Below are 18,722 nucleotides of genomic sequence, written 5' to 3' on the forward strand. Positions count from 1 at the left end.
GGAACGGGCTTCGGTCATAACAGTACACACAGACCTTCCTGTGTCTGACCTGAGGTAAGCGATCATGGCAAACAATCAAGACAAGGGTGGCAACCAAGGCAATGCTGACACCGGCATGGGTAACAACACTGCCGGCACCGGCCAGCAAGGCGGCCAGGGTTCGGGCGGCCGGATGCCCGGCCAACAGCAGCAAGGTGGCAGCCAGTCCGGCCAGAAACCTGAGGACAAGATGAACAAGGACTGGGAACGTTCCCGTGACACAGGGAGCCAAGGCGGCCAACGTACGACCGACAAGCAGAACCAGAACCTGACAGACAAGGACCGCATGGGCGGCCAGCAAAACCAGGCAGATGACCAGCAGTGGGATAAAGATCGCTGATCATCCGCAGCCGGCATCAGGGTGAGTTTGCCCTGATGCCACCTCCAACGTACGGGAGGTTCCTGATGAACAACCCCAGAGAACGGCATTCGACGGTCATTTGCCTGCAAGCAGGACGCATCCTTTTCGTGCGCAAGCAAAGCGCTGAATGGTCGTTGCCAGGCGGGAAAATAGATCCAGGCGAGCATCATCTGGACGCCGCGCAGCGCGAGCTGATGGAGGAGACTTGCCTACCCTTCAATGGTGCTCGATTCCTCAACCACTATGTGCTCGCTGGCGAGGAACACTATCTCTATCAACTGCCTGTCGAAACTGGCGCAAAGCCTACCGCAAATCACGAGATCGTGGAGTGCCGCTGGTTTACAGCGCCTGAACTTCACGAAGTGCAGATCAAGCCGTCCAACATCCAGCTGCTTGAACGAGAGCACCTGCTCCCTGTGTAGAGGTACCCGATTATCAGCGAAACGCGGAAAGTGTTCCGGCACCAACCTGGTTTTTCAGGGGGCTCGACGCGATTAACCTGCCACCACTGCTCACCTGAAAGGTCACATCCCAATGAAAGCAATCGTCTATGACACCCCCGGCCTCCCGATCCAGGATTCCCGATCGTTGTACGAGCACGAACTGCCCAAGCCCACACCCGGTGCCAGGGACCTGTTGGTGGAAATCAAAGCCATCGCGGTAAACCCTGTCGACACCAAGGTCAGAGCCAGCCGCAGCGGTGACCACCCTCAAGTGTTGGGATGGGATGCCGTGGGGATCGTTCGCGAAGTCGGCGCCGAGGTGTCGTTGTTCCAGCCTGGCGACGAAGTGTTCTACGCCGGTGCAATCGACCGCCCGGGCAGTTACAGCGAATATCACCTGGTCGACGAGCGAATCGTCGGGCACAAGCCTCGTAGTCTGGACAATGCCAGCGCCGCAGCCTTGCCGCTCACATCCATCACCGCCTGGGAATTGCTGTTCGACCGCCTGGGTGTGGAGGAAAATGGCGGCGCTGGCAAGAGCCTGCTGATCATCGGTGCCGGCGGCGGTGTTGGTTCGATCCTGGTACAGCTTGCACGCAAGCTTACCCAGCTCAAGGTGATCGGTACCGCGTCACGCCCTGAAACCCAGGCCTGGGTCAGCGAACTCGGGGCACATCATGTCATCGACCATTCGGCATCCTTTGCCCTGCAACTGGAACAACTTCAGTTCAACTCGGTGGATTACGTCATCAGCCTGACCCACACCGATGCGTACCTCGCGCAGATCGTCGAAGTGCTGCGCCCACAGGGCAAGCTCGCGCTGATCGATGACCCTCAGCATCTCGATATCGTGCCGTTCAAGCGCAAATCGCTGTCGGTGCACTGGGAGCTCATGTTCACACGCTCGCTGTACCAGACCGAGGACATGATCAAGCAGCACCACCTGCTGGAAAAGGTATCGGCGCTGGTCGACGAGGGGGTCATCAAGACCACCGTTGGCGAGCACTTCGGCAGCATCAGTGCCAGCAACCTTAAACGCGCCCATGCCCTGATCGAAAGCGGCAAGGCAAAAGGCAAGATCGTTCTGGAAGGCTTCTGATCACTCGCCCGGTCAACGCAACGAAGGCGGGGCCATGAGCCCCGTCACCTTATCCATCAGCAGCGATGAGCTGCTCGAAACGCTCCGCCAGAAACGCTCTGAGCACCTGCACAGCAGGCGTGAGCGATGTTCGATGCGCGCACACCAGCTGCAACGGCGCAGGTTGACCGTAATCCCCGGGAAACAACTCGATCAGCCGCCCGGCACGTATGTCCGCCAGCACGTCCAGCCTGGATTTGTAAACGACCCCCAATCCGTCAACACCCCAACGCCGAACGATATCGGCGTCATCGCTCACGCGGTCGCCTGTGACTTGCACGGTCTTGACGCCATCGGGCAAATGGAAGCTCCATCGCTCGTAGGTTTGCTCGCCCATCACATAACGCAGGCAATTATGCCTGCCCAGATCTTCCAAGGCCCCTGGTGCCCCATGTCGTGCCAGGTAATGTGGCGAGGCGCAGACCGTTCTGCGATTTCCAGGGGCAAGCATCAGTGAAACAAGGCTGGAATCTGCCAGCTGCCCATATCGGATACTCGCATCCAGTTGCTGGCCGACAAGGTCGGCCACCTGATCGCTGATCCGCAGTTGCAGCATCACCTTGGGGTGCAATCGCTGGAAATCGTCCAACCAGGGCAGCAGCAGATTCCTGCCAATATCCGAGGGCATGGACAGGCGAAGTGTACCCGCGATCTCATCTCGCCCCTCGGTCAGCGCCACCTCACCGTTGTCCAGTGCCTCCAAGGCCTGACGGGCATGAGGCAGGTATCGCTCGCCATCATCCGAAAGCCGCAAACGCCTCGTGGAACGCACGAACAACCTGGCACCCAGGCAGCTTTCCAGGCGCTGGACTGCGCCGCTGGCCAAGGCCGGTGAAATATCCAACAACCTGGCCGCTGCCGAGAAGCTGCCGGCAGAGGCTGTTGTGACGAAGACCTGAAGATCATCAACCCGAACTGTTTTCTTCACTGTGGAAAATTCTTGACCTGGCGCGAGGATCAAAGGGTAGCGGCAATGCTGATACGTGCCCAGCGTCGGCTTGCAGGAATTGCAGCGCGCCAGGTGTATCCCGTCATCCAGGCGAAAAAGCAAAAAAGATTTCAGCGCACCGCTGCGGTCAGAATCGTAGATAGCAGTGGAGATAACACCATGAAATTCGCGCTGTTCTGCCAATGGCTCGCCAAGCACGCTGGTAAACCCAGTACCTTCCTCATCGCCGTGGTGCTCATCACCCTGTGGGCTGCGTCCGGGCCCTGGTTTCACTACAACGACACCTGGCAACTGATCGTCAACACATCGACGACCATCATCACTTTCCTGATGGTCTTTCTGATTCAGAACACCCAGAACCGTGACAACGACATCATCCACGTGAAGCTCGACGAACTGATCCGCGCTACAAAGTCCGCAGAGCAATCGGTACTAGGTCTCGAATCTCTCGACAACCGAGAGATCCATCAACTTCGCAAGGAGTATCAGGCGATGGGCCGAAACTGCGAAACGGCCCCACAGTCGCCTCGCGAACAGCAGGCAGACGATGCCGCTCGGGACAACCTGCAGCGCTAGAGGTCCACGGGCATTGAGGCGTTCGGTCAACAACGCGTCGATCTTCAAAGCAGAGCCTCCCTGATTCAAGCTGCAAGCGATTGTCCTGCACACAGATAGCCGCCGGCCCTCTGCCGGGGCAGTCGGGCCGACGACGAAGATGCCGCAGGATCAGGAATTGAAGCCCAACCCCGAGGAAAGGTCGGAGTCTCCAGGCCTGCGCTCTGCCTGTGTCGACGCTTTACCACCCGCCTGATCGAGCGACTCTTCGACCGACGCCTTCACCTCGCGACCCTTGGCCTTGAGTGTGTCGGTCAAGCGATCGCTGCTGGCGCCCATCAGCTGGTCTTCCTTGCGGGTACTGGGTAGCGCCGCCCCCAATGCCGCACCCAGTGCTATCCCTAAAGCGGCCAATACCAGCGGTTGCTCCTGAAGCAGATGATCGAACTGGCCTTTCAGAGCCGTGGCCTGGTCTGCGGCCTTGTGTGCCGAATGGCGCAGGGTATCCGCAGAAGCCCCCACGGAGTCGCGGGCGCCGCTGCCAAGTTCGCTGGCCCGATCGCGCATGTCATGGGCTTTCATGCGCACCTTCTGGCTGGCGTCGTGCACTGCCTCCCCTGCCTGCGCGAAAGCGCCCTTCACCGTGTCCACCGCGTCGCCGAGCTTTTCGCCCAACCCCGGGCCCTGGTGCGCAGGCCCGGGGTTGAAGGGGCGGTTCTGGTTCAGGCCCAGCCAGGCCAGGCCCAGTACCGTCAGGGTAGTGGGTACGGGGTTGTTCTTGAGGGTGGTGCCCAGGTTCTGGAAGAACTCGCCGCCATTGCCTTTGGCATAGGCCAGGACTCGGTCGACCATCTGGCCCGGGCTCAGGCGCTGTTCGAGGGCGTCCACCAGATCGCTGATGTGCTCGCGCTTGGCGTTGATTTCCTGCTCGAGCAAGTCAGGGTCTTTGTGCGCTTCATGTTCGAAGGAAGTGGTCATGGCAGTTTCCTCTTCAGCGTGTCCTTGTCCTGCTGCATGGCATGCAAGGTGCGGTCAGGGGCCAGATGCGTGGGTTCGAACCGTTTCTTGCCCGACTGCAACATGATGAACCCGATCACCAAGGTGACCGCGCCCACGATCAAGGCGGCCAGCCAAGGCTCGACCACCATCGCCAGGGCGTAGACTGCCGCCAGCAACAGGATGACGAAGCCCGCCAGCATTACGATCGCGCCCGCTGCCACTGCAGCCGTGCCGGCCTTGAGGGTGGCGAGGTTCTGCTGCAGCTCCGCCTTGGCCAGCGCCAGCTCTTTGGTGAACAGGTCCGGTACTTCCCGCATCAGCTGGCGCAACAAACCGCCAACACCGACGGCGTCGTCTTCCACCGTGTGCAGGCCTGGGGTGGTATGCAAGGGGTCTTTGTTCATCATTCACCTCCTTTGAGTGGATCGCGCTCGAACGGGCTGCCACTGACCGGCGTGCCTGCACCGGGGCCGACTGGGTCGACGGGGGTGAAAGGTTCACGGGTGGATACGTCGCTACCACGATCAGGCACTGGCTGCGCGGGGCCGGACTGTTGCCAATCAGCGGACGACGCAGGGGTGGTGGACTCATGGCTGGTGCTGGCTCGCATGAAGCGCGACACAGCAAACCCGATGGCGACGCTACCGGCCAAAAAGAGCGCCGGGTTGCTCCTGGCCAACTGAGCACCACGCTGCAGCAGGCTTTCGGCACTTTCATGGCGTACCTGCTCGGCAAACTCACCCACGCACTCTGCTGCCTGGTTCAGGTACTGCGACAGCCCGAGACTGTCGTTGCCTTGCAGCGCAGCAGCCGCCGAACGCGCTCCTTCCTCGAGCGAATCAAGCTGATCGGCTGCGTTATCACGGTAGTGTTCGAACTGCTCGGTACCTTTGTGCCTGGCCTCGCCAAGCAGCGCACCGGCGTCATCGATCAAGGCATGTTCCTGGGTGCTGCCGGGTGGAGAGGTCGAGCTTTGATTGGTCTTGTCCATCGTTTCGCCCTCGAAGCTGATAGTTGGGTGAGTGCCGCCTTTACTGGGGCATTCATTCGAGGGACGCAGGTGAGGCGGCAGGAGTTCAGCGTTTGTGATCTATGACATTTGCTTGGAGGCCCAGAGAAAATGGCGCAATCAAACCTAGTTATTGGTACCGGAGCAAAGGCTTTGAAGGGGGCGGTAATCAGAGTCGACAACGATTGGAGCACCGCGTTGTCTCGGGGATGCAGCCGCGCTGCTCAGGCCAGCTGGATGAATACCGCGTAAATACCGAGAATCATCCAGAAGACCAGGAATATCCAAGGTGTACGCAGCGAAAACAACAACGACTTGCGGTGCCCGGCCAGGGAGGTTTCCGCCTCGCTGAACAGTGGCGATTCGTCATATGCCAGCCCCATCAGTGGCTCGCTGCGCAGAAGGTGGCTCTGTTTCAATTGCCAGTGCTCGATGATCTTGTAGGCCGCGCGAATGCCCGGCCACGCATTGAGTGAACTCAACACGCCCAGCAATGCGAGAAACGGCGGAACCACCAGCGTGAACATCTCGCCCCAGCTCTGATTGAGGTTACCCATCGACGATACGAACGCGATCACCAGAAACGACTGCGCGGCGAGATAGGCGTCTGTGCGGTTGGCGAGGATGCTGGTTTCGTACTGGATTTCACGGCGGTAGAAATCAAGGCGCTCTTTTGGCGAACCGAACATGCGGGCGTTCCGCTCGCTGATCTCGTGTTCAGGGGTGCCTGGAGTGATGATTCGCGGCACGTACTGGCTCCTGAAAGTGAGAATGATGGTGCCTCGAAACTTGAGAAGCGAACCCATGAGTGAAGGCCTGCCTGAGGATTTCAGGCAGGCCCTGGTCACATCAAGCTTCAGGTACCGCCGGTACCGCTATTGGAGAATTTCTTTACATCAATGGTCGGTGCGACGAACTCCGGCCCGTCGCCCGATACCCGCCAGCGCACATTGTTGATGCCGTAGCGCTCAGCCATCGGCCGGCTGACCTTCTTGATCTTGTGCTGGCCGAACCGCGGGATGATACCCACGCCGGCATCGCAACTTGCCCAGTGCCAGGCTTCGGCGTTGTCCATACGCTCGAGCCGGATGATGAAGGTGCGAAATTCCCCATGAAGCTCGTACTCGATCACATACAACTGCTGTCCAGCCATTGCACTCTCCTTCACCAATTCAGACTAATGGAGCGAGCAACGTGTAAAAAGATTCATTTATTTTGACTGGTTGGTCATCGCTCTTTTCCACGGCGGTGCCGCAAGCGTTCAGCCAGACGCTGCAGCGCTTCCAGCCGGTTCGCCACGCAACGCCTCGCCCTCACCCGCGACGCGCCGGGCATACCCCACACCCCACAGCAGCGCCCGCCTCATGGTTTCCCCCGCGCGCTGGTCGTAGATCCGTTCGCACAGCACGGAACCGTCGGTGCGATAGACACCGATGAACAACTGCGTGGCGCCTGTGCGTGACAAGCGTGTCTGCACCTCCAGGCAGGTGCCGGTGCCGAGCGTTTCTTCATGTGTTTGATGGTGCAGGATCGGGTCGCACCACCGTCTGTAGGTTTCACCTCTTCGTTTCATCTGCCAGCCCTCACCTTTTCATGGCTGCTGATAATGCCCCGGCGATGTACCTGGCTCATGGTCGTGCTCAAGACGCTGCACCTGCACGTCAGTGAAAGATGACGCTTCGTTGCGGTGCATGCCTTGCAGGTAATCGCGCGCCGCTTCGCGGCTCAGGTCCTCCTGGTCGCTGCGCAACTCGCAGGTGCCGGGTTGGTTGTCGAGGATGTAGCTGATCAGGTACAGGTACTTGGCCATCGCTGTAACTCCTGCTGGCTGAATGAAATCGGGCGACTCAGCTCGATTGATCCTGGCTTGAGTGCAGCCGTTCAGCAGCGACGACGACCGGCTCAGGAACTCAGCGCCAGGCCGTCATCAGGGCGCCACGCGTGCCGTTGACCGGGTCTTGTGCGGGGTCGGGCACGGAAGCGATTCGCGCCAGCGCCTGCTGGTGCGCTGCGCTTTCTGGGCGCTGGATATCGTAGTTTTCCTGCCCCTTGGGATAGGCGCCGACCACCAGAAAATCATCGCTGCTCTCGACGCAGCGATGGCCAGTTCCTGCCGGCAGTACCAGTACGTCGCCGCACTTCACGCTTATTGTCTGCCCCGCTTCGCCGCCCAGCGTCACCCGCGCCCGGCCGCATGCGACGCCCAGAACTTCATGAGCATTGGGGTGGAAGTGATGGTAATCGAAGATCCCGCCGCGCCACAGCGGCACCCACTGGTGTGCGGTGAACAGCGCCTCGAAGGCACTGGCGCAGTCTTGCGACGGGTTGAGTTGCAAGCGGTACAGCAATACCGGGAAACGGCTGTTCGGCGTTGCGCCGTCGTCCTTGAAATACAAGGTCTGCACGGTGGCACCCGCAGTGTCTGTCGCATTCATGTCGAGCATCCTGATCCTGTTGTCCGTTCACTTGCGAACCCGATGGCCCATGCAAGGTTCCAGTCGGTAGACCAGTGCGCACACGCTTGAAACTTTCCCGATCCGCGCCAAGTCCAGACCCTATCGGTCACAGGACGGGAGAAGGCAATGACCAGCACGGTAGGCGACTTTCTGGTGGAGCGCTTGTATCAATGGGGGGTGCGGCGCATCTTCGGTTACCCCGGCGACGGCATCAACGGGGTATTCGGGGCGTTGAGCCGGGCCGAGGGCAAGATCCAGTTCATCCAGGCACGCCACGAGGAAATGGCAGCCTTCATGGCCAGCGCCCATGCCAAGTTCACCGGCGAATTGGGCGTGTGCATTGCCACCTCCGGCCCCGGCGCTTCACATCTGCTTACCGGCCTGTATGACGCGCGCATGGATCACCAGCCAGTGCTGGCCATCGTCGGCCAGCAGGCGCGAGCAGCGCTTGGCGGGCATTACCAGCAGGAGCTGGACCTGCTGTCGATGTTCAAGGACGTCGCAGGTGCCTTCGTCCAGCAGGCTTCGACCCCGGAACAGGTGCGCCACTTGCTCGATCGCGCCGTACGTACCGCCGTCGGCGAACGCCGGGTCACCGCCATCATCCTGCCCAACGACCTGCAGGACCTGCCCTACCACGAACCACCGAAAGCCCATGGCACGGTGCATTCCGGCATCGGCTACAGCAGGCCCAGGGTGGTGCCTTTCGAGCGGGACCTGCAACGTGCCGCCGAGGTACTCAACGCTGGACGAAAAGTGGCGATCCTGGTCGGAGCCGGTGCACTGCAAGCCACCGAACAGGTGATCGCGGTAGCTGAAACGCTTGGTGCAGGCGTGGCCAAGGCGCTGCTGGGCAAGGCCGTAGTGCCAGACGACCTGCCCTGGGTCACCGGCGCCATCGGGCTGCTAGGTACCGAACCGAGTTATCGGTTGATGAGCGAATGCGACACCTTGCTGATGATCGGTTCCGGCTTCCCCTACGCCGAGTTCCTGCCTGAGGAAGGCCAGGCCCGTGGCGTGCAGATCGATTTGCAGCCAGACATGCTCAGCCTGCGCTACCCCATGGAGGTCAACCTGGTCGGTGACGCCAGCGAAACGCTGCGGGCACTGCTGCCATTGCTCGAACACAAGACCGAGCGCCGTTGGCGCGACAAGGTCGAAGGCTGGCGCACAGACTGGGACAAGACCTTGCAGAAACGCGCCTTGGTCAAGGCCGACCCGATCAACCCCCAGCGCGTGGTGCACGAACTCTCCCCTCGCCTGCCCGACCACGCCATCGTCACCAGCGACTCCGGGTCCTGCGCCAACTGGTTTGCCCGCGACCTGCAGATACGCCAGGGCATGCAGTGCTCGTTGTCCGGTGGCCTGGCCAGCATGGGCGCGGCGGTACCCTATGCCATCGCCGCCAAGTTCGCCCATCCGCGGCGCAGCGTGGTGGCATTGGTGGGTGACGGGGCGATGCAGATGAACAACCTGGCCGAGCTGATCACCGTCGCCAAGTACTGGCGCCTGTGGGAAAACCCACAGTGGATCTGCGCGGTGTTCAACAACGAAGACCTCAACCAGGTGACCTGGGAGCAACGGGTAATGGAGGGCGACCCCAAGTTCGAGGCCTCACAGACGATTCCTGATGTGCCCTACCATCTGTTCGCCATCTCCATCGGCTTGCAAGGCATCTATGTGGAACGCGAAGAAGACATTGCCGACGCCTGGGAGCGAGCCCTGGCGGCTGACCGGCCGGTGTTGATCGAGTTCAAGACCGATCCGGACGTACCGCCCTTGCCGCCGCACATCAAGCTTGAACAGGCGAAGAAGTTCGCCAGCAGCCTGCTCAAGGGCGACCCGGACCAGGCTGGGGTCATCGTGCAGACGGCCAGGCAAGTTCTCGGTTCGGTATTGCCGGGCAAGAAATGAGACGTGCGCGGCAGCGGGGCCTTACACATCTGCCCGGCGAAACACCAATACCCTTGAAACAGTGGTTTGGCATATGGCATCGCAGGCAGCGACGGCAAAGCGAAACGCGCTGGAACTGGCGCCAGTTTAGCCCTTCCCTACCTGCCTCCAAAAGCCACGCTCACGCTAGCGTTGCTCCCGTACGAACTCGATGAAGGCCCGCAACGCCGCAGGCACCTGGCGGCGGCTCGGGTAGTACAGATACAGCCCCGGGTAGTAGTGACACCAGTCCCCCAGCACCTGCTGCAGATGGCCACGCTCCAGGTGCTCCTTGGCCATGTCTTCGAACACATAGGCCAGGCCGAGCCCTTGCAAGGCAGGCGCCAGCATCAGGCTGACGTCACCCAATACCAAGGGCCCCTGGACATCGACCTCCAGTTGCACGCCCCCGCGCTCGAATTCCCATCGATAAAGTGCGCCACCAGGGAAGCGGTGCCCGATGCAAGGTAGCTGCTTCAAGTCTTGCGGGTGCTGTGGAACAGGATATCGATCAAAGAACGCGGGCGCCGCTACCACCACCGAACGAAGGTAAGGGCCGATGGGCAGCGAAACCATGTCCGCCTGGAGTCGCTCCCCCAGGCGCACGCCGGCGTCAAAGCCGGTGCCCACCATGTCGACCAGTGCATCGTCACTGACGATTTCCAGGCGTATATCCGGATACGCCTGCAGAAAGCGATTGGCCAGTGGCAGTAGTGCGAGCTCTACTGCGGCGCGCCCGGCGGTGATGCGCAGGTTGCCTGACGGTTTGTCGCGGAAGTTGTTGAGGTCCTCCAGCGCGTCGGCGATGTCCCGAAAGGCCGGTTGCAGCCTCTGGTAAAGACGCTCCCCGGCCTCGGTAAGCGCCACACTGCGCGTGGTGCGGTTGAACAGGCGAACATCAAGACGGGTTTCCAAAGCCCGCAGCGCATGGCTGAGGGCCGAAGGCGTAAGGCCCAGCTCGACCGCCGCGCGGCTGAAGTTCAGGTGGCGGGCAATGCACAGGAACAGGGACAGGTCGGCGGTGCTGGTTGGCTTCATTGCTGAAAGCTACTCAAAGGCCTATGTAATATTCATGGGATTATCACATCAATCCGCAGATTTTAAAGTTCGCTCAACTCATCGAGAAGGCCCGCATGGTGCAGGGTCGGATACAGGAGGAGTTGACATGCGTACCTGGCTCATTACTGGCGCTTCCCGCGGTTTCGGCACCCTGATCGCCCAACAGGCCCTGGCAGCGGGTGACGCCGTCATCGCAACGGCGCGTAACCCGGAAGACATCGAGGCTCGCCTTGGCCGGCACCCGAATCTGCTGGCCGTGCGGCTGGATGTGACCCGCGAAGAGGACGCCCTTGCGGCGGTCGCTGCTGGCATCAAGCATTTCGGGCAAATCGACGTGCTGGTCAACAACGCCGGTTTTGGCGTGCTCGGCGCGGTAGAAGAAACCAGCGCCAGCGAAACCGAACGGCTGTTCGCCACCAACGTTTTCGGGCTGCTCAACGTAACCCGCGCCGTACTGCCCCACATGCGTCGCCAACGCAGTGGCCACGTGATCAACATCTCGTCGCTCGGCGGCTACCAGGCCTACATGGGCTGGGGGGTGTACGGTTCGACCAAGTTCGCAGTCGAAGGCATCAGCGAAGCGATGCACCAGGAACTGGCCCCCTTGGGGATCAAGGTGACGGTGGTCGAGCCGGGCTTCTTCCGTACCGACTTCCTGGATGACCAATCGCTGGTGAAGACAGCCCTGGAGTTGCCTGACTACGCAGCCACCGTTGGCGTCATGCGCCACTACGCCGAGGCGGCCAATCATGCCCAGCCCGGCAACCCTGCGAAGCTGGCCGAAGCCCTGCTGGCCCTGGCCAATGCAGCGAACCCGCCACTGCGCCTGGCGCTGGGCAGCGACGCAGTCGCGCGCATCGAGGCCAAGAACAGCGCGGTCGAGCAAGAACTGGCCCAGTGGCGGGACCTGTCGCTCTCTACCGACTTTGCCGCGTAGCCGTTACACCGCATGCGCTCCCATAGAACTGCACATAACTCATTGAATTAGCAGGGACCCTGTGGGAGCGGCTTTAGCCGCGAACACCGGCGCAGCCGGTGCCATGCACCGCGTTGGATTTTTCGCGGCTAAAGCCGCTCCCACAGGGTACGAGGATCGCTTGCGAACTCCGTTATCTGTGCGACAGCGCGGCCCAAAGGGCTGGGCAATCTCCCACAGGACCTGTGTATGCCTTCAGGGCTTACAAACAGCCAACATGCTCGCAGCGTCGCTGCGCTCGAATTTGCCAGGTGTTTCAACCGCGATGTGCCTGACCACCAGGTCGTCGACCAACATGGCATAGCGTTGCGAACGCCGGCCCATGCCGCGCGCCGAGAGGTCCTGGATCAGGCCCAGCGCCTCGCTGAACTCACCATTGCCATCGCCAATCATCCTGACCTCCTCGCCCACCTGCAGGCTCGCGCCCCAGGCATTCATGACGAATGCATCATTGACCGAAACACAGAGAATTTCGGCAACCCCGGCGGCGAACAGGTCCTGGGCCGCAGCCACGTAGCCCGGGACATGCCGCTCCGAACAGGTTGGCGTGAAGGCACCAGGCAAGCCGAAGATCACCACTTTTTTCTGCTTGCAGCGCTCGTGCAGGGAAAACGCGTTCGGGCCGATCGCACAACCGCCCTCGCCGTTGCTGTACTGGTAAAGCGTTACGTCGGGCAGTGTATCGCCGGTCTTGATCATCGCTGTCTCCCTGGGGCGGTAAATGGCCAGGCATGATGCAGCATCCTCCGGTGTACGTCAGCTACCACCGCGAACAGGCCAGCCCCCAGCCCGATCAACACACTGAAGCACGCCATCGATCTCGGCCACTACCTGCCTTGTTGCATCCTCGATGGCCCCTTCATTACGGCACAGTACCCAGCCGTGTTCCGCTACCGCACGTTCGAACGCCTCGGTACAGGCAACCTGCTCGTCCAGGCTATGGATCACCGTACTACCCAACCCGCGCGTTCGTGCCGCGGCCCTTGCCCATGAAGTATCAGGGGCCGTGACAACGCCGACATGCAAATCGGGCACTTGCACATTTCGCTCGAGGTTCAGACGCAGGATCTCGTCGAACGCCACGCTGCGGCGAAATGCGGCATCGGACGGGTACCAGCGATCAATCAGGATGATGCTGTCTACTGGCTGCCTCGGCAGCACATGTCGGGAAATCCAGGCACGGCTTTCGGCGAAGCGCTCGCATACCCTCAATTCCAGGTCCCGGGAGGGGTTTCTGACCAGTTGGTTGACGAGGGCCATGGTTTCTCCCCGGTAGGGGTCGCTTTTTTTCTCGCAAAGCCGGATCACTTTCTTGTTGTCAGCCCTCAGGGCCTTGGTAACCGCCTCCAGAAGCGTGGTCTTGCCGGTGCCCTTGGGCCCATCGATGGAAACAAACAGCGGGCGGGTCATTTCTGATTACCAGTCGAATCTGAAAATGCAGCGCAGGCCTGGGTGCCAGCGCGGTCTTTGTGGGAGCGGGCATGCCCGCGAAGCAGGCGACGCGGTGGATGGCACCGGCCAAGCCGGTGTTCGCGGGTAACCCCACACACAGGGTCCCTGCCAAAGCAACAAGTCATGTGCAGCCCCATGAGAGGGGGCATGCAGTTGGCCGGAATCAACCCAGCTGGGCCTGAAGAAACAGCGAAAAAAGCTCCGACTGCGATTTGATACCCAGCTTGCTGTACATATGCTTGCGGTGCACTTTCACTGTCTCCACGGAGATTTCAAGCTTGCGCGCGATCTCTTTGCTGGAACACCCGCTGAGCATCAGCCGGCCCACCTCCAGCTCACGCCCGGTCAGCGGCGACTCCATCTGCTCGACCCTGTCCTCCATGCGGCTTTGCCAGTGCGGCGCGGGCTTGGTGGCCTCTTCCAGCAACTCCCGCTCGAACGTCATCCGCTGGCGCATCAGCGCAGTGACCCAAGGCCGCAACAGTTCCAGCAGGGTGACCTGCTCGATGCTGAACCGGCGCTTGCTACCCAACGAGAGGCACAGCGTGCGCTGCGCATCCAGCTGCACGTTGAACTGAATTTCATCGGCAACCACGTTAAGCCGGAAATAGCGCTGGTAGTAGTCCGTCTGCTCGAAACACTCAGGGGCCACATCCGCCAGGCGCACAAGGCCGGACACCGCAGCCTCTCGGCTGGCCACGTAGAACGGGTCCAGCAGGTACAGGCCGTTCAGGTAGTCCTGGAACAGCGGGTCAGGGTTGCCGTCTGCACTGGGGCATTCGGCGAACACCTGCGGGCGCCCTGCGGAAAACAGCAGCGCAACCCAGCTGTCGCAGGCAACGTACTCGTTCAGCAACCGCACCAGGGCTGTCCAGAAGTGGTCCTTGTCGAGGGTTTCGATCAATTGGCCTACCGATCGGTGCCAGGCGATGTCGTGCAGCGTAAAATTCATCCTCTACCCCTGTTGGGTTACCACGTGGGCGTAATACCCCCCGCCATGATGACCACCCCATAATCCGGGCTAGCTTACGCTGAGCGAACCTGTACCGGGATCGTTTTTTACACCCCATGCCGCCAGGGCATGGCGGTCGAAGCCGTTAGTCGAGGATTGGAAATGAAGGTAGAGCTTGTCCAACTGGCCGGTCGCGATGGCGATACCGCATACAACCTGCAGCGCACCATCGAGGCGATCGGCAACTGCGGCGCCGATACCGATCTGCTGGTCTTCCCGGAAACCCAACTGATGGGCTTCCCAACCGAAGAAAACATCGGCCGCATCGCCGAGCCACTGGATGGCCCGAGCATCACGGCAGTCCAACAGGCCGCACAAGCGCAAAACGTTGCCGTGGTCGTCGGGATGGCCGAAGCCGCAGACGACGGTCGTTTCTACAACACCACCGTGCTGGTCACGCCTGAAGGCGTAGCGCTCACCTACCGCAAGACCCACCTTTGGGCATCGGACTGCGGGGTTTTCACCCCAGGCGACCGTTTTGCGACAGCCCTGTTCAAAGGCATCCGTGTCGGCCTGCTGATCTGCTTTGACATCGAATTCCCTGAAACCGCCCGCGCCCTGGGGCAGCTGGGCGCAGAACTGATCATCGTCACCAACGGCAACATGGACCCGTACGGGCCCACCCACAGAACCGCCATCACCGCACGCGCCATGGAAAACCAGGCCTTTGCGGTCATGGTCAACCGCGTGGGCGACGGTGATGGCGGCCTGGTTTTCGCTGGCGGCAGTGCCGTCGTCGACCCGTACGGCCAGTTGCTGTGCGAAGCCGGCCGTGGCGAGTGCCGCATGACCGTCGAGCTGGCCATGGAGCAACTGCAGCAGTCACGGCGCGACTACACCTACATCGCCCAGCGCCGCATCCAGCTGCCAGGTGAACAGGTCGAGCACGCCAACGGCCTTCGCGAACTGATCATCCCCTCCTGAATATTCCACCCTTCCAGGCTCTCTTACTGGAATGCAAGGCCGCCAGGGACGGCAGCGTGTTCGACTCTGAATAACAATCACAAGCTGGAGCAAGCAGTAATGGCCACACTCAAGCGAACGCTTTCGCTGGGCTCGGTGGTGCTTTTCGGCATCGCCTACATGACCCCCATCATCGTCCTGGGCACATTCGGTATCCTGGCCGAGACCACGGGAGGGAGGGTACCCGCAGCCTACCTCGCTGCCGCCATCGCCATGCTCTTTACCGCCTTGAGCTACGGCCACATGGCGCGCGCCTTTCCGGTCGCCGGGTCCGCCTATACCTACGTGCGCAAATCGATCAGCCCGCAGCTGGGCTTCATCACCGGGTGGGCGGTGTTGCTCGACTACCTGTTCCTGCCCATGGCGATCTGGCTCATTGGCGCGGCCTATCTGCACTCGGCGTTCCCGGGCGTGCCACAAGCCATTTGGGTGCTGGCATTCATCGGCATCACCACAACGATCAATGTGATCGGCCTGCGGCTGGCCAAGACCGTCAATGGCCTGTTGATGTTCATCCAGCTGCTGGTGCTGGCCGCGTTCGTTGCACTCGCGGTGCATTATGTCTCGGGCGACCCCACGGTGCCGCTGTGGACACTCGAGCCGTTCTACAAGGAAGGCACCCAGTTGCCGCTGATCATGAGCGGTGCGGCGATTGCCTGCTATTCATTCCTGGGCTTCGACGCGGTCAGCACCCTGACCGAAGAAACCAGGGAACCACGCAAGAACATCCCGAAAGCCATCCTGCTGATCACCCTGATCGGCGGTGGGCTGTTCATCGCCTGCAGCTACTTCGTTCAGCTCGCTCACCCGTCCACCGACTTTGCCAACGCCGACGCGGCGGCTTATGAAATTGCCCAGAACATCGGTGGCGACATCTTCGTCAGCATCTTCCTGCTGGGGCTGATCGTCGGCCAGTTCACTTCGGGCCTGTCGGCGCAAGCCAGCGCCTCCCGGCTGCTGTATGCGATGGGGCGTGACGGTGTGCTGCCCAGATCATTCTTCGGCAAGCTGAGCGAACGCTTCAGCACGCCGGTGCCCAGCATCATCCTGTGCGGGGTGGTCGCCCTGCTCGCCTTGCGCATGGATGTGACGACCTCCACCTCGTTCATCAACTTCGGTGCCTTTCTCGCCTTCAGCCTGGTCAACCTGGCGGTGATCTTCCACTACTGGGTTGCCATGCAGCAGCGTGGTGCCAACGCGCTGCTGATGTACCTCGCATTCCCCCTGGTGGGCTTTGCCTCCACCTTGTGGCTGATGGCGAGTCTCGATCACCTGGCGATCTACCTGGGGGCAGGCTGGCTCTGCCTCGGCGTGCTCTACCTGACCGTGATTACCCGTGGTTTCAAGCGCAAGCCACCGGAGATGCATTTCGAGGAAGCCTGAACGACCCTCTAGACCACTCGCCTGGCATCCCTGCGCACCGCCTGCGGCGGCACCCCAAACCCGCGGATGAACACCTCGCGCAGGTGCCGGCGGTCTCTGAAGCCGGTCTCCCTGGCCACCACATCCAGGCTGTGCCGGCTTTGCTCGATCATCAGGCGGGCAGCCTCCAGGCGCAGGTTCTCCACGGCCTTGGCCGGGGACTGCCCGGTTTCGGCAGTGAACACCCGGGTGAACTGCCTGGGGCTCAGGTTCACCACACCGGCCAGCTCTTCGACACTCAGCGGGCGGTTCAGGTGCTGGCGGGCGTATTCCAGGGCGCTCTGGACGCGGTCCGACTTCGGCGCCAGGGCGAGCAGTTCGGAATGTTGCGACTGCCCGCCCGAGCGCCGCTGATGCATCACCAGCTTGTGCGCCACCGACCTGGCCAGCTCTGCTCCCAGGTCTTTCTCCACCATGGCCAGCGCCATGTCCAGCGCTGCGGTCATTCCCGCCGATGTCCAGACCGGCCCATCGATGATGAAGATCCGGTCATCGTCGACCTCGACCTTGGGGTGCAGGGTGCGCAGTGCCTTGGCATAGGCCCAGTGGGTGGTGGCCCGGCGATTGTCCAGCACGCCGGCCTGCGCCAGCACGAAGGTGCCGGTACACAGCCCGGCGGTCCTGCGCGCACTGGCAACAAAGCCTTGCACACACGCCAGCACCTCATCGGCGGGGGGCGTCTCGGGGGTCAGGGTACCGCTGACCATCCAGGTGTCAGCCAGGCCTGGTGCAGCCAACGGCAGGGTTTCGATGGGCATGCCCAGCGATGAGCGGACCATGCCGCCATCTACCGAGAAGTTCTGCACCCGGTAAAACGCCTCCCCGGCGACGAGGTTGGCGACCTCGAACACCGTCTGCGTGGCCAGGCCCATGATTTGAAAACCTTCGGTGATCAGATAGCCGATGCGATGCATGACCGGGCTCCGTCTGGTAGTGTCCTGAAACACTACCATATACGTCATTTGAGCCAGTGAAAATCTACCGCATCATGGCCCCAGTCCCCAACCACTGGAGCTTGAATCATGACTCACTCGCACAAAGGCACCACCCTCATTACCGGCGCTTCCTCGGGTATCGGCGCGGTATACGCCGAGCGCCTGGCCCGCCTCGGCTATGACCTCGTGCTGGTCGCACGCAACCGTGACCGCCTCAATGCACTGGCCAGCCGCATCAGCCAGGAAACCCGGCAAAGTGTCGAAGTCTTCCCGGCAGACCTGGCAAGCCCCGATGAACTCGCCCGGGTCGAGCGCAAGTTGCGTGAAGACGCGAGCATCACCCTGCTGGTGAACAATGCCGGTATTGGCACCCATACTCCCCTGCTGGAAAGCGATGTCGAACGCATGGCCGAGATGATCAGCCTCAACGTCACCGCCCTCACCCGCCTTACCTATGCCGTGACGCCAGGCTTCGTTGCCCGCCAGCAAGGTGCAGTGATCAATATCTCGTCGGTCGTCAGCCTGGTCCCGGAGCTGCTCAATGGCGTTTATGGCGCCAGCAAGGCGTACGTCACCGCCTTCACCCAGTCGCTGTACAAGGAACTTTCGCCACACGGCATCCAGGTCCAGGCCGTGCTGCCTGGCGCCACGGCCACCGACTTCTGGGCGATTGGCGGCTTGCCGGTGGAGAACCTCGACCCAGGTATCGTGATGTCGGTTGACGACCTGGTCGAAGGCGCCCTGCAGGACTTCGACAACAAGGTACTGATCTCCATCCCTGCCCTGCATGACCTGCAGCGCTACACAACCTACGAGAGCAACCGTCAGGCCCTGTTCGGTGAGCTTTCCAGCAACCGGCTGGCACCTCGCTACAGCGCCAGCTGAAACTGATTGCCTGGTCGAAGGCCCGCGCGGGGGTTACCGAGCACGGCGCTCCAGTCGCTGTCCCTGTAGGAGCGGCCTTGTGTCGCGATGGGCTGCATGGCAGCCCCGGCGATTGTTGCGTTGACGCTGAAATCCGG

The 18,722-nt window shown here is 61.4% G+C and carries 23 protein-coding genes; 9 read left to right on the top strand and 14 right to left on the bottom strand.

Annotation, left to right across the window (positions count from 1 at the left end; translation table 11 throughout):
* Positions 1-64: 64 nt before the first annotated feature.
* The 3 genes from ACGLHT_RS27065 to ACGLHT_RS27075 all read left to right on the top strand — a co-directional run bounded on the left by ACGLHT_RS27065 (position 65) and on the right by ACGLHT_RS27075 (position 1,942).
* Positions 65-379: a hypothetical protein gene (locus ACGLHT_RS27065; protein WP_075045255.1), complete on the top strand. Its 315-nt coding sequence runs from the start codon at positions 65-67 to the stop codon at positions 377-379.
* Positions 380-444: 65 nt separating this feature from the next.
* The gene (locus ACGLHT_RS27070) at positions 445-822 is read left to right on the top strand and encodes an NUDIX domain-containing protein (RefSeq protein ID WP_137164010.1); all 378 of its coding nucleotides are present in this window, start codon (positions 445-447) and stop codon (positions 820-822) included.
* 112 nt (positions 823-934) lie between these two features.
* Positions 935-1,942 (top strand): zinc-binding alcohol dehydrogenase family protein, encoded by a 1,008-nt coding sequence (locus tag ACGLHT_RS27075; RefSeq protein WP_085692643.1) that lies wholly within the window; start codon positions 935-937, stop codon positions 1,940-1,942.
* A gap of 49 nt (positions 1,943-1,991) precedes the next feature.
* On the opposite strand, the gene ACGLHT_RS27080 is transcribed toward ACGLHT_RS27075, so the two are convergent.
* Positions 1,992-2,909, bottom strand: coding sequence for a LysR family transcriptional regulator (locus ACGLHT_RS27080; RefSeq protein WP_038408135.1), 918 nt, complete (start codon positions 2,907-2,909; stop codon positions 1,992-1,994).
* A 180-nt stretch (positions 2,910-3,089) separates the two neighbouring features.
* On the opposite strand from ACGLHT_RS27080, the gene ACGLHT_RS27085 reads away from it, so the two are divergent.
* On the top strand, positions 3,090-3,506 hold the full coding sequence (locus ACGLHT_RS27085) for a low affinity iron permease family protein (protein ID WP_137164011.1): 417 nt from the start codon (positions 3,090-3,092) through the stop codon (positions 3,504-3,506).
* 150 nt (positions 3,507-3,656) lie between these two features.
* On the opposite strand, the gene ACGLHT_RS27090 is transcribed toward ACGLHT_RS27085, so the two are convergent.
* From ACGLHT_RS27090 to ACGLHT_RS27125, 8 genes are all read right to left on the bottom strand, one after another.
* The gene (locus tag ACGLHT_RS27090; RefSeq protein WP_137164012.1) at positions 3,657-4,463 is read right to left on the bottom strand and encodes a DUF3618 domain-containing protein; all 807 of its coding nucleotides are present in this window, start codon (positions 4,461-4,463) and stop codon (positions 3,657-3,659) included.
* Positions 4,460-4,888: a phage holin family protein gene (locus ACGLHT_RS27095; protein WP_085615792.1), complete on the bottom strand. Its 429-nt coding sequence runs from the start codon at positions 4,886-4,888 to the stop codon at positions 4,460-4,462. The genes ACGLHT_RS27090 and ACGLHT_RS27095 overlap by 4 nt, the downstream gene beginning before the upstream one ends.
* Positions 4,888-5,475, bottom strand: coding sequence for a hypothetical protein (locus tag ACGLHT_RS27100; protein WP_137164013.1), 588 nt, complete (start codon positions 5,473-5,475; stop codon positions 4,888-4,890). The genes ACGLHT_RS27095 and ACGLHT_RS27100 overlap by 1 nt, the downstream gene beginning before the upstream one ends.
* 242 nt (positions 5,476-5,717) lie before the next feature.
* Complete coding sequence (locus tag ACGLHT_RS27105; RefSeq protein ID WP_025339189.1) at positions 5,718-6,242, bottom strand: hypothetical protein; 525 nt, start codon at positions 6,240-6,242, stop codon at positions 5,718-5,720.
* Positions 6,243-6,349: 107 nt separating this feature from the next.
* Entirely contained in the window at positions 6,350-6,646 is a 297-nt protein-coding gene (locus ACGLHT_RS27110) for a DUF6555 family protein (protein ID WP_025339190.1), read from the bottom strand.
* A gap of 108 nt (positions 6,647-6,754) precedes the next feature.
* The gene (locus tag ACGLHT_RS27115; protein ID WP_137164014.1) at positions 6,755-7,066 is read right to left on the bottom strand and encodes a hypothetical protein; all 312 of its coding nucleotides are present in this window, start codon (positions 7,064-7,066) and stop codon (positions 6,755-6,757) included.
* An 18-nt stretch (positions 7,067-7,084) separates the two neighbouring features.
* Positions 7,085-7,303 carry a hypothetical protein gene (locus ACGLHT_RS27120; RefSeq protein ID WP_003258752.1) on the bottom strand — a complete coding sequence of 73 codons (219 nt, stop codon included), beginning with the start codon at positions 7,301-7,303 and terminating at the stop codon, positions 7,085-7,087.
* Positions 7,304-7,403: 100 nt separating this feature from the next.
* Positions 7,404-7,937, bottom strand: coding sequence for a cupin domain-containing protein (locus tag ACGLHT_RS27125; RefSeq protein WP_085589826.1), 534 nt, complete (start codon positions 7,935-7,937; stop codon positions 7,404-7,406).
* Between the two features lie 138 nt (positions 7,938-8,075).
* On the opposite strand from ACGLHT_RS27125, the gene ACGLHT_RS27130 reads away from it, so the two are divergent.
* A complete protein-coding gene (locus ACGLHT_RS27130) occupies positions 8,076-9,863 on the top strand; it encodes a thiamine pyrophosphate-requiring protein (protein WP_274121108.1) in 1,788 nt (595 codons plus the stop codon).
* 165 nt (positions 9,864-10,028) lie between these two features.
* On the opposite strand, the gene ACGLHT_RS27135 is transcribed toward ACGLHT_RS27130, so the two are convergent.
* Positions 10,029-10,919, bottom strand: coding sequence for a LysR family transcriptional regulator (locus ACGLHT_RS27135; protein WP_137164016.1), 891 nt, complete (start codon positions 10,917-10,919; stop codon positions 10,029-10,031).
* Between the two features lie 127 nt (positions 10,920-11,046).
* Between ACGLHT_RS27135 and ACGLHT_RS27140 the strand changes: the two genes are divergently transcribed.
* Complete coding sequence (locus ACGLHT_RS27140; RefSeq protein WP_274079885.1) at positions 11,047-11,877, top strand: oxidoreductase; 831 nt, start codon at positions 11,047-11,049, stop codon at positions 11,875-11,877.
* Between the two features lie 234 nt (positions 11,878-12,111).
* Here ACGLHT_RS27140 and ACGLHT_RS27145 read toward each other — a convergent pair whose 3' ends face one another.
* The 3 genes from ACGLHT_RS27145 to ACGLHT_RS27155 form a co-directional block, all read right to left on the bottom strand.
* The gene (locus ACGLHT_RS27145) at positions 12,112-12,615 is read right to left on the bottom strand and encodes a peroxiredoxin (RefSeq protein WP_274121110.1); all 504 of its coding nucleotides are present in this window, start codon (positions 12,613-12,615) and stop codon (positions 12,112-12,114) included.
* 57 nt (positions 12,616-12,672) lie between these two features.
* Positions 12,673-13,326, bottom strand: coding sequence for a dTMP kinase (locus tag ACGLHT_RS27150; protein WP_075045268.1), 654 nt, complete (start codon positions 13,324-13,326; stop codon positions 12,673-12,675).
* Positions 13,327-13,531: 205 nt separating this feature from the next.
* Entirely contained in the window at positions 13,532-14,320 is a 789-nt protein-coding gene (locus tag ACGLHT_RS27155) for a LuxR C-terminal-related transcriptional regulator (protein WP_075045269.1), read from the bottom strand.
* Between the two features lie 162 nt (positions 14,321-14,482).
* Here ACGLHT_RS27155 and ACGLHT_RS27160 point away from each other — a divergent pair, with 162 nt between their 5' ends.
* Positions 14,483-15,304: a carbon-nitrogen hydrolase family protein gene (locus ACGLHT_RS27160; protein WP_137164018.1), complete on the top strand. Its 822-nt coding sequence runs from the start codon at positions 14,483-14,485 to the stop codon at positions 15,302-15,304.
* A 99-nt stretch (positions 15,305-15,403) separates the two neighbouring features.
* Positions 15,404-16,726: an APC family permease gene (locus tag ACGLHT_RS27165; protein ID WP_025339209.1), complete on the top strand. Its 1,323-nt coding sequence runs from the start codon at positions 15,404-15,406 to the stop codon at positions 16,724-16,726.
* Positions 16,727-16,734: 8 nt separating this feature from the next.
* On the opposite strand, the gene ACGLHT_RS27170 is transcribed toward ACGLHT_RS27165, so the two are convergent.
* Positions 16,735-17,679 carry a GlxA family transcriptional regulator gene (locus tag ACGLHT_RS27170; protein WP_137164020.1) on the bottom strand — a complete coding sequence of 315 codons (945 nt, stop codon included), beginning with the start codon at positions 17,677-17,679 and terminating at the stop codon, positions 16,735-16,737.
* Positions 17,680-17,787: 108 nt separating this feature from the next.
* On the opposite strand from ACGLHT_RS27170, the gene ACGLHT_RS27175 reads away from it, so the two are divergent.
* The gene (locus ACGLHT_RS27175; protein WP_274121111.1) at positions 17,788-18,585 is read left to right on the top strand and encodes an SDR family oxidoreductase; all 798 of its coding nucleotides are present in this window, start codon (positions 17,788-17,790) and stop codon (positions 18,583-18,585) included.
* Positions 18,586-18,722 lie beyond the last annotated feature (137 nt).

It is taken from the genome of Pseudomonas sp. PsB (assembly GCF_043658375.1).
GTDB lineage: Bacteria > Pseudomonadota > Gammaproteobacteria > Pseudomonadales > Pseudomonadaceae > Aquipseudomonas > Aquipseudomonas putida_Z.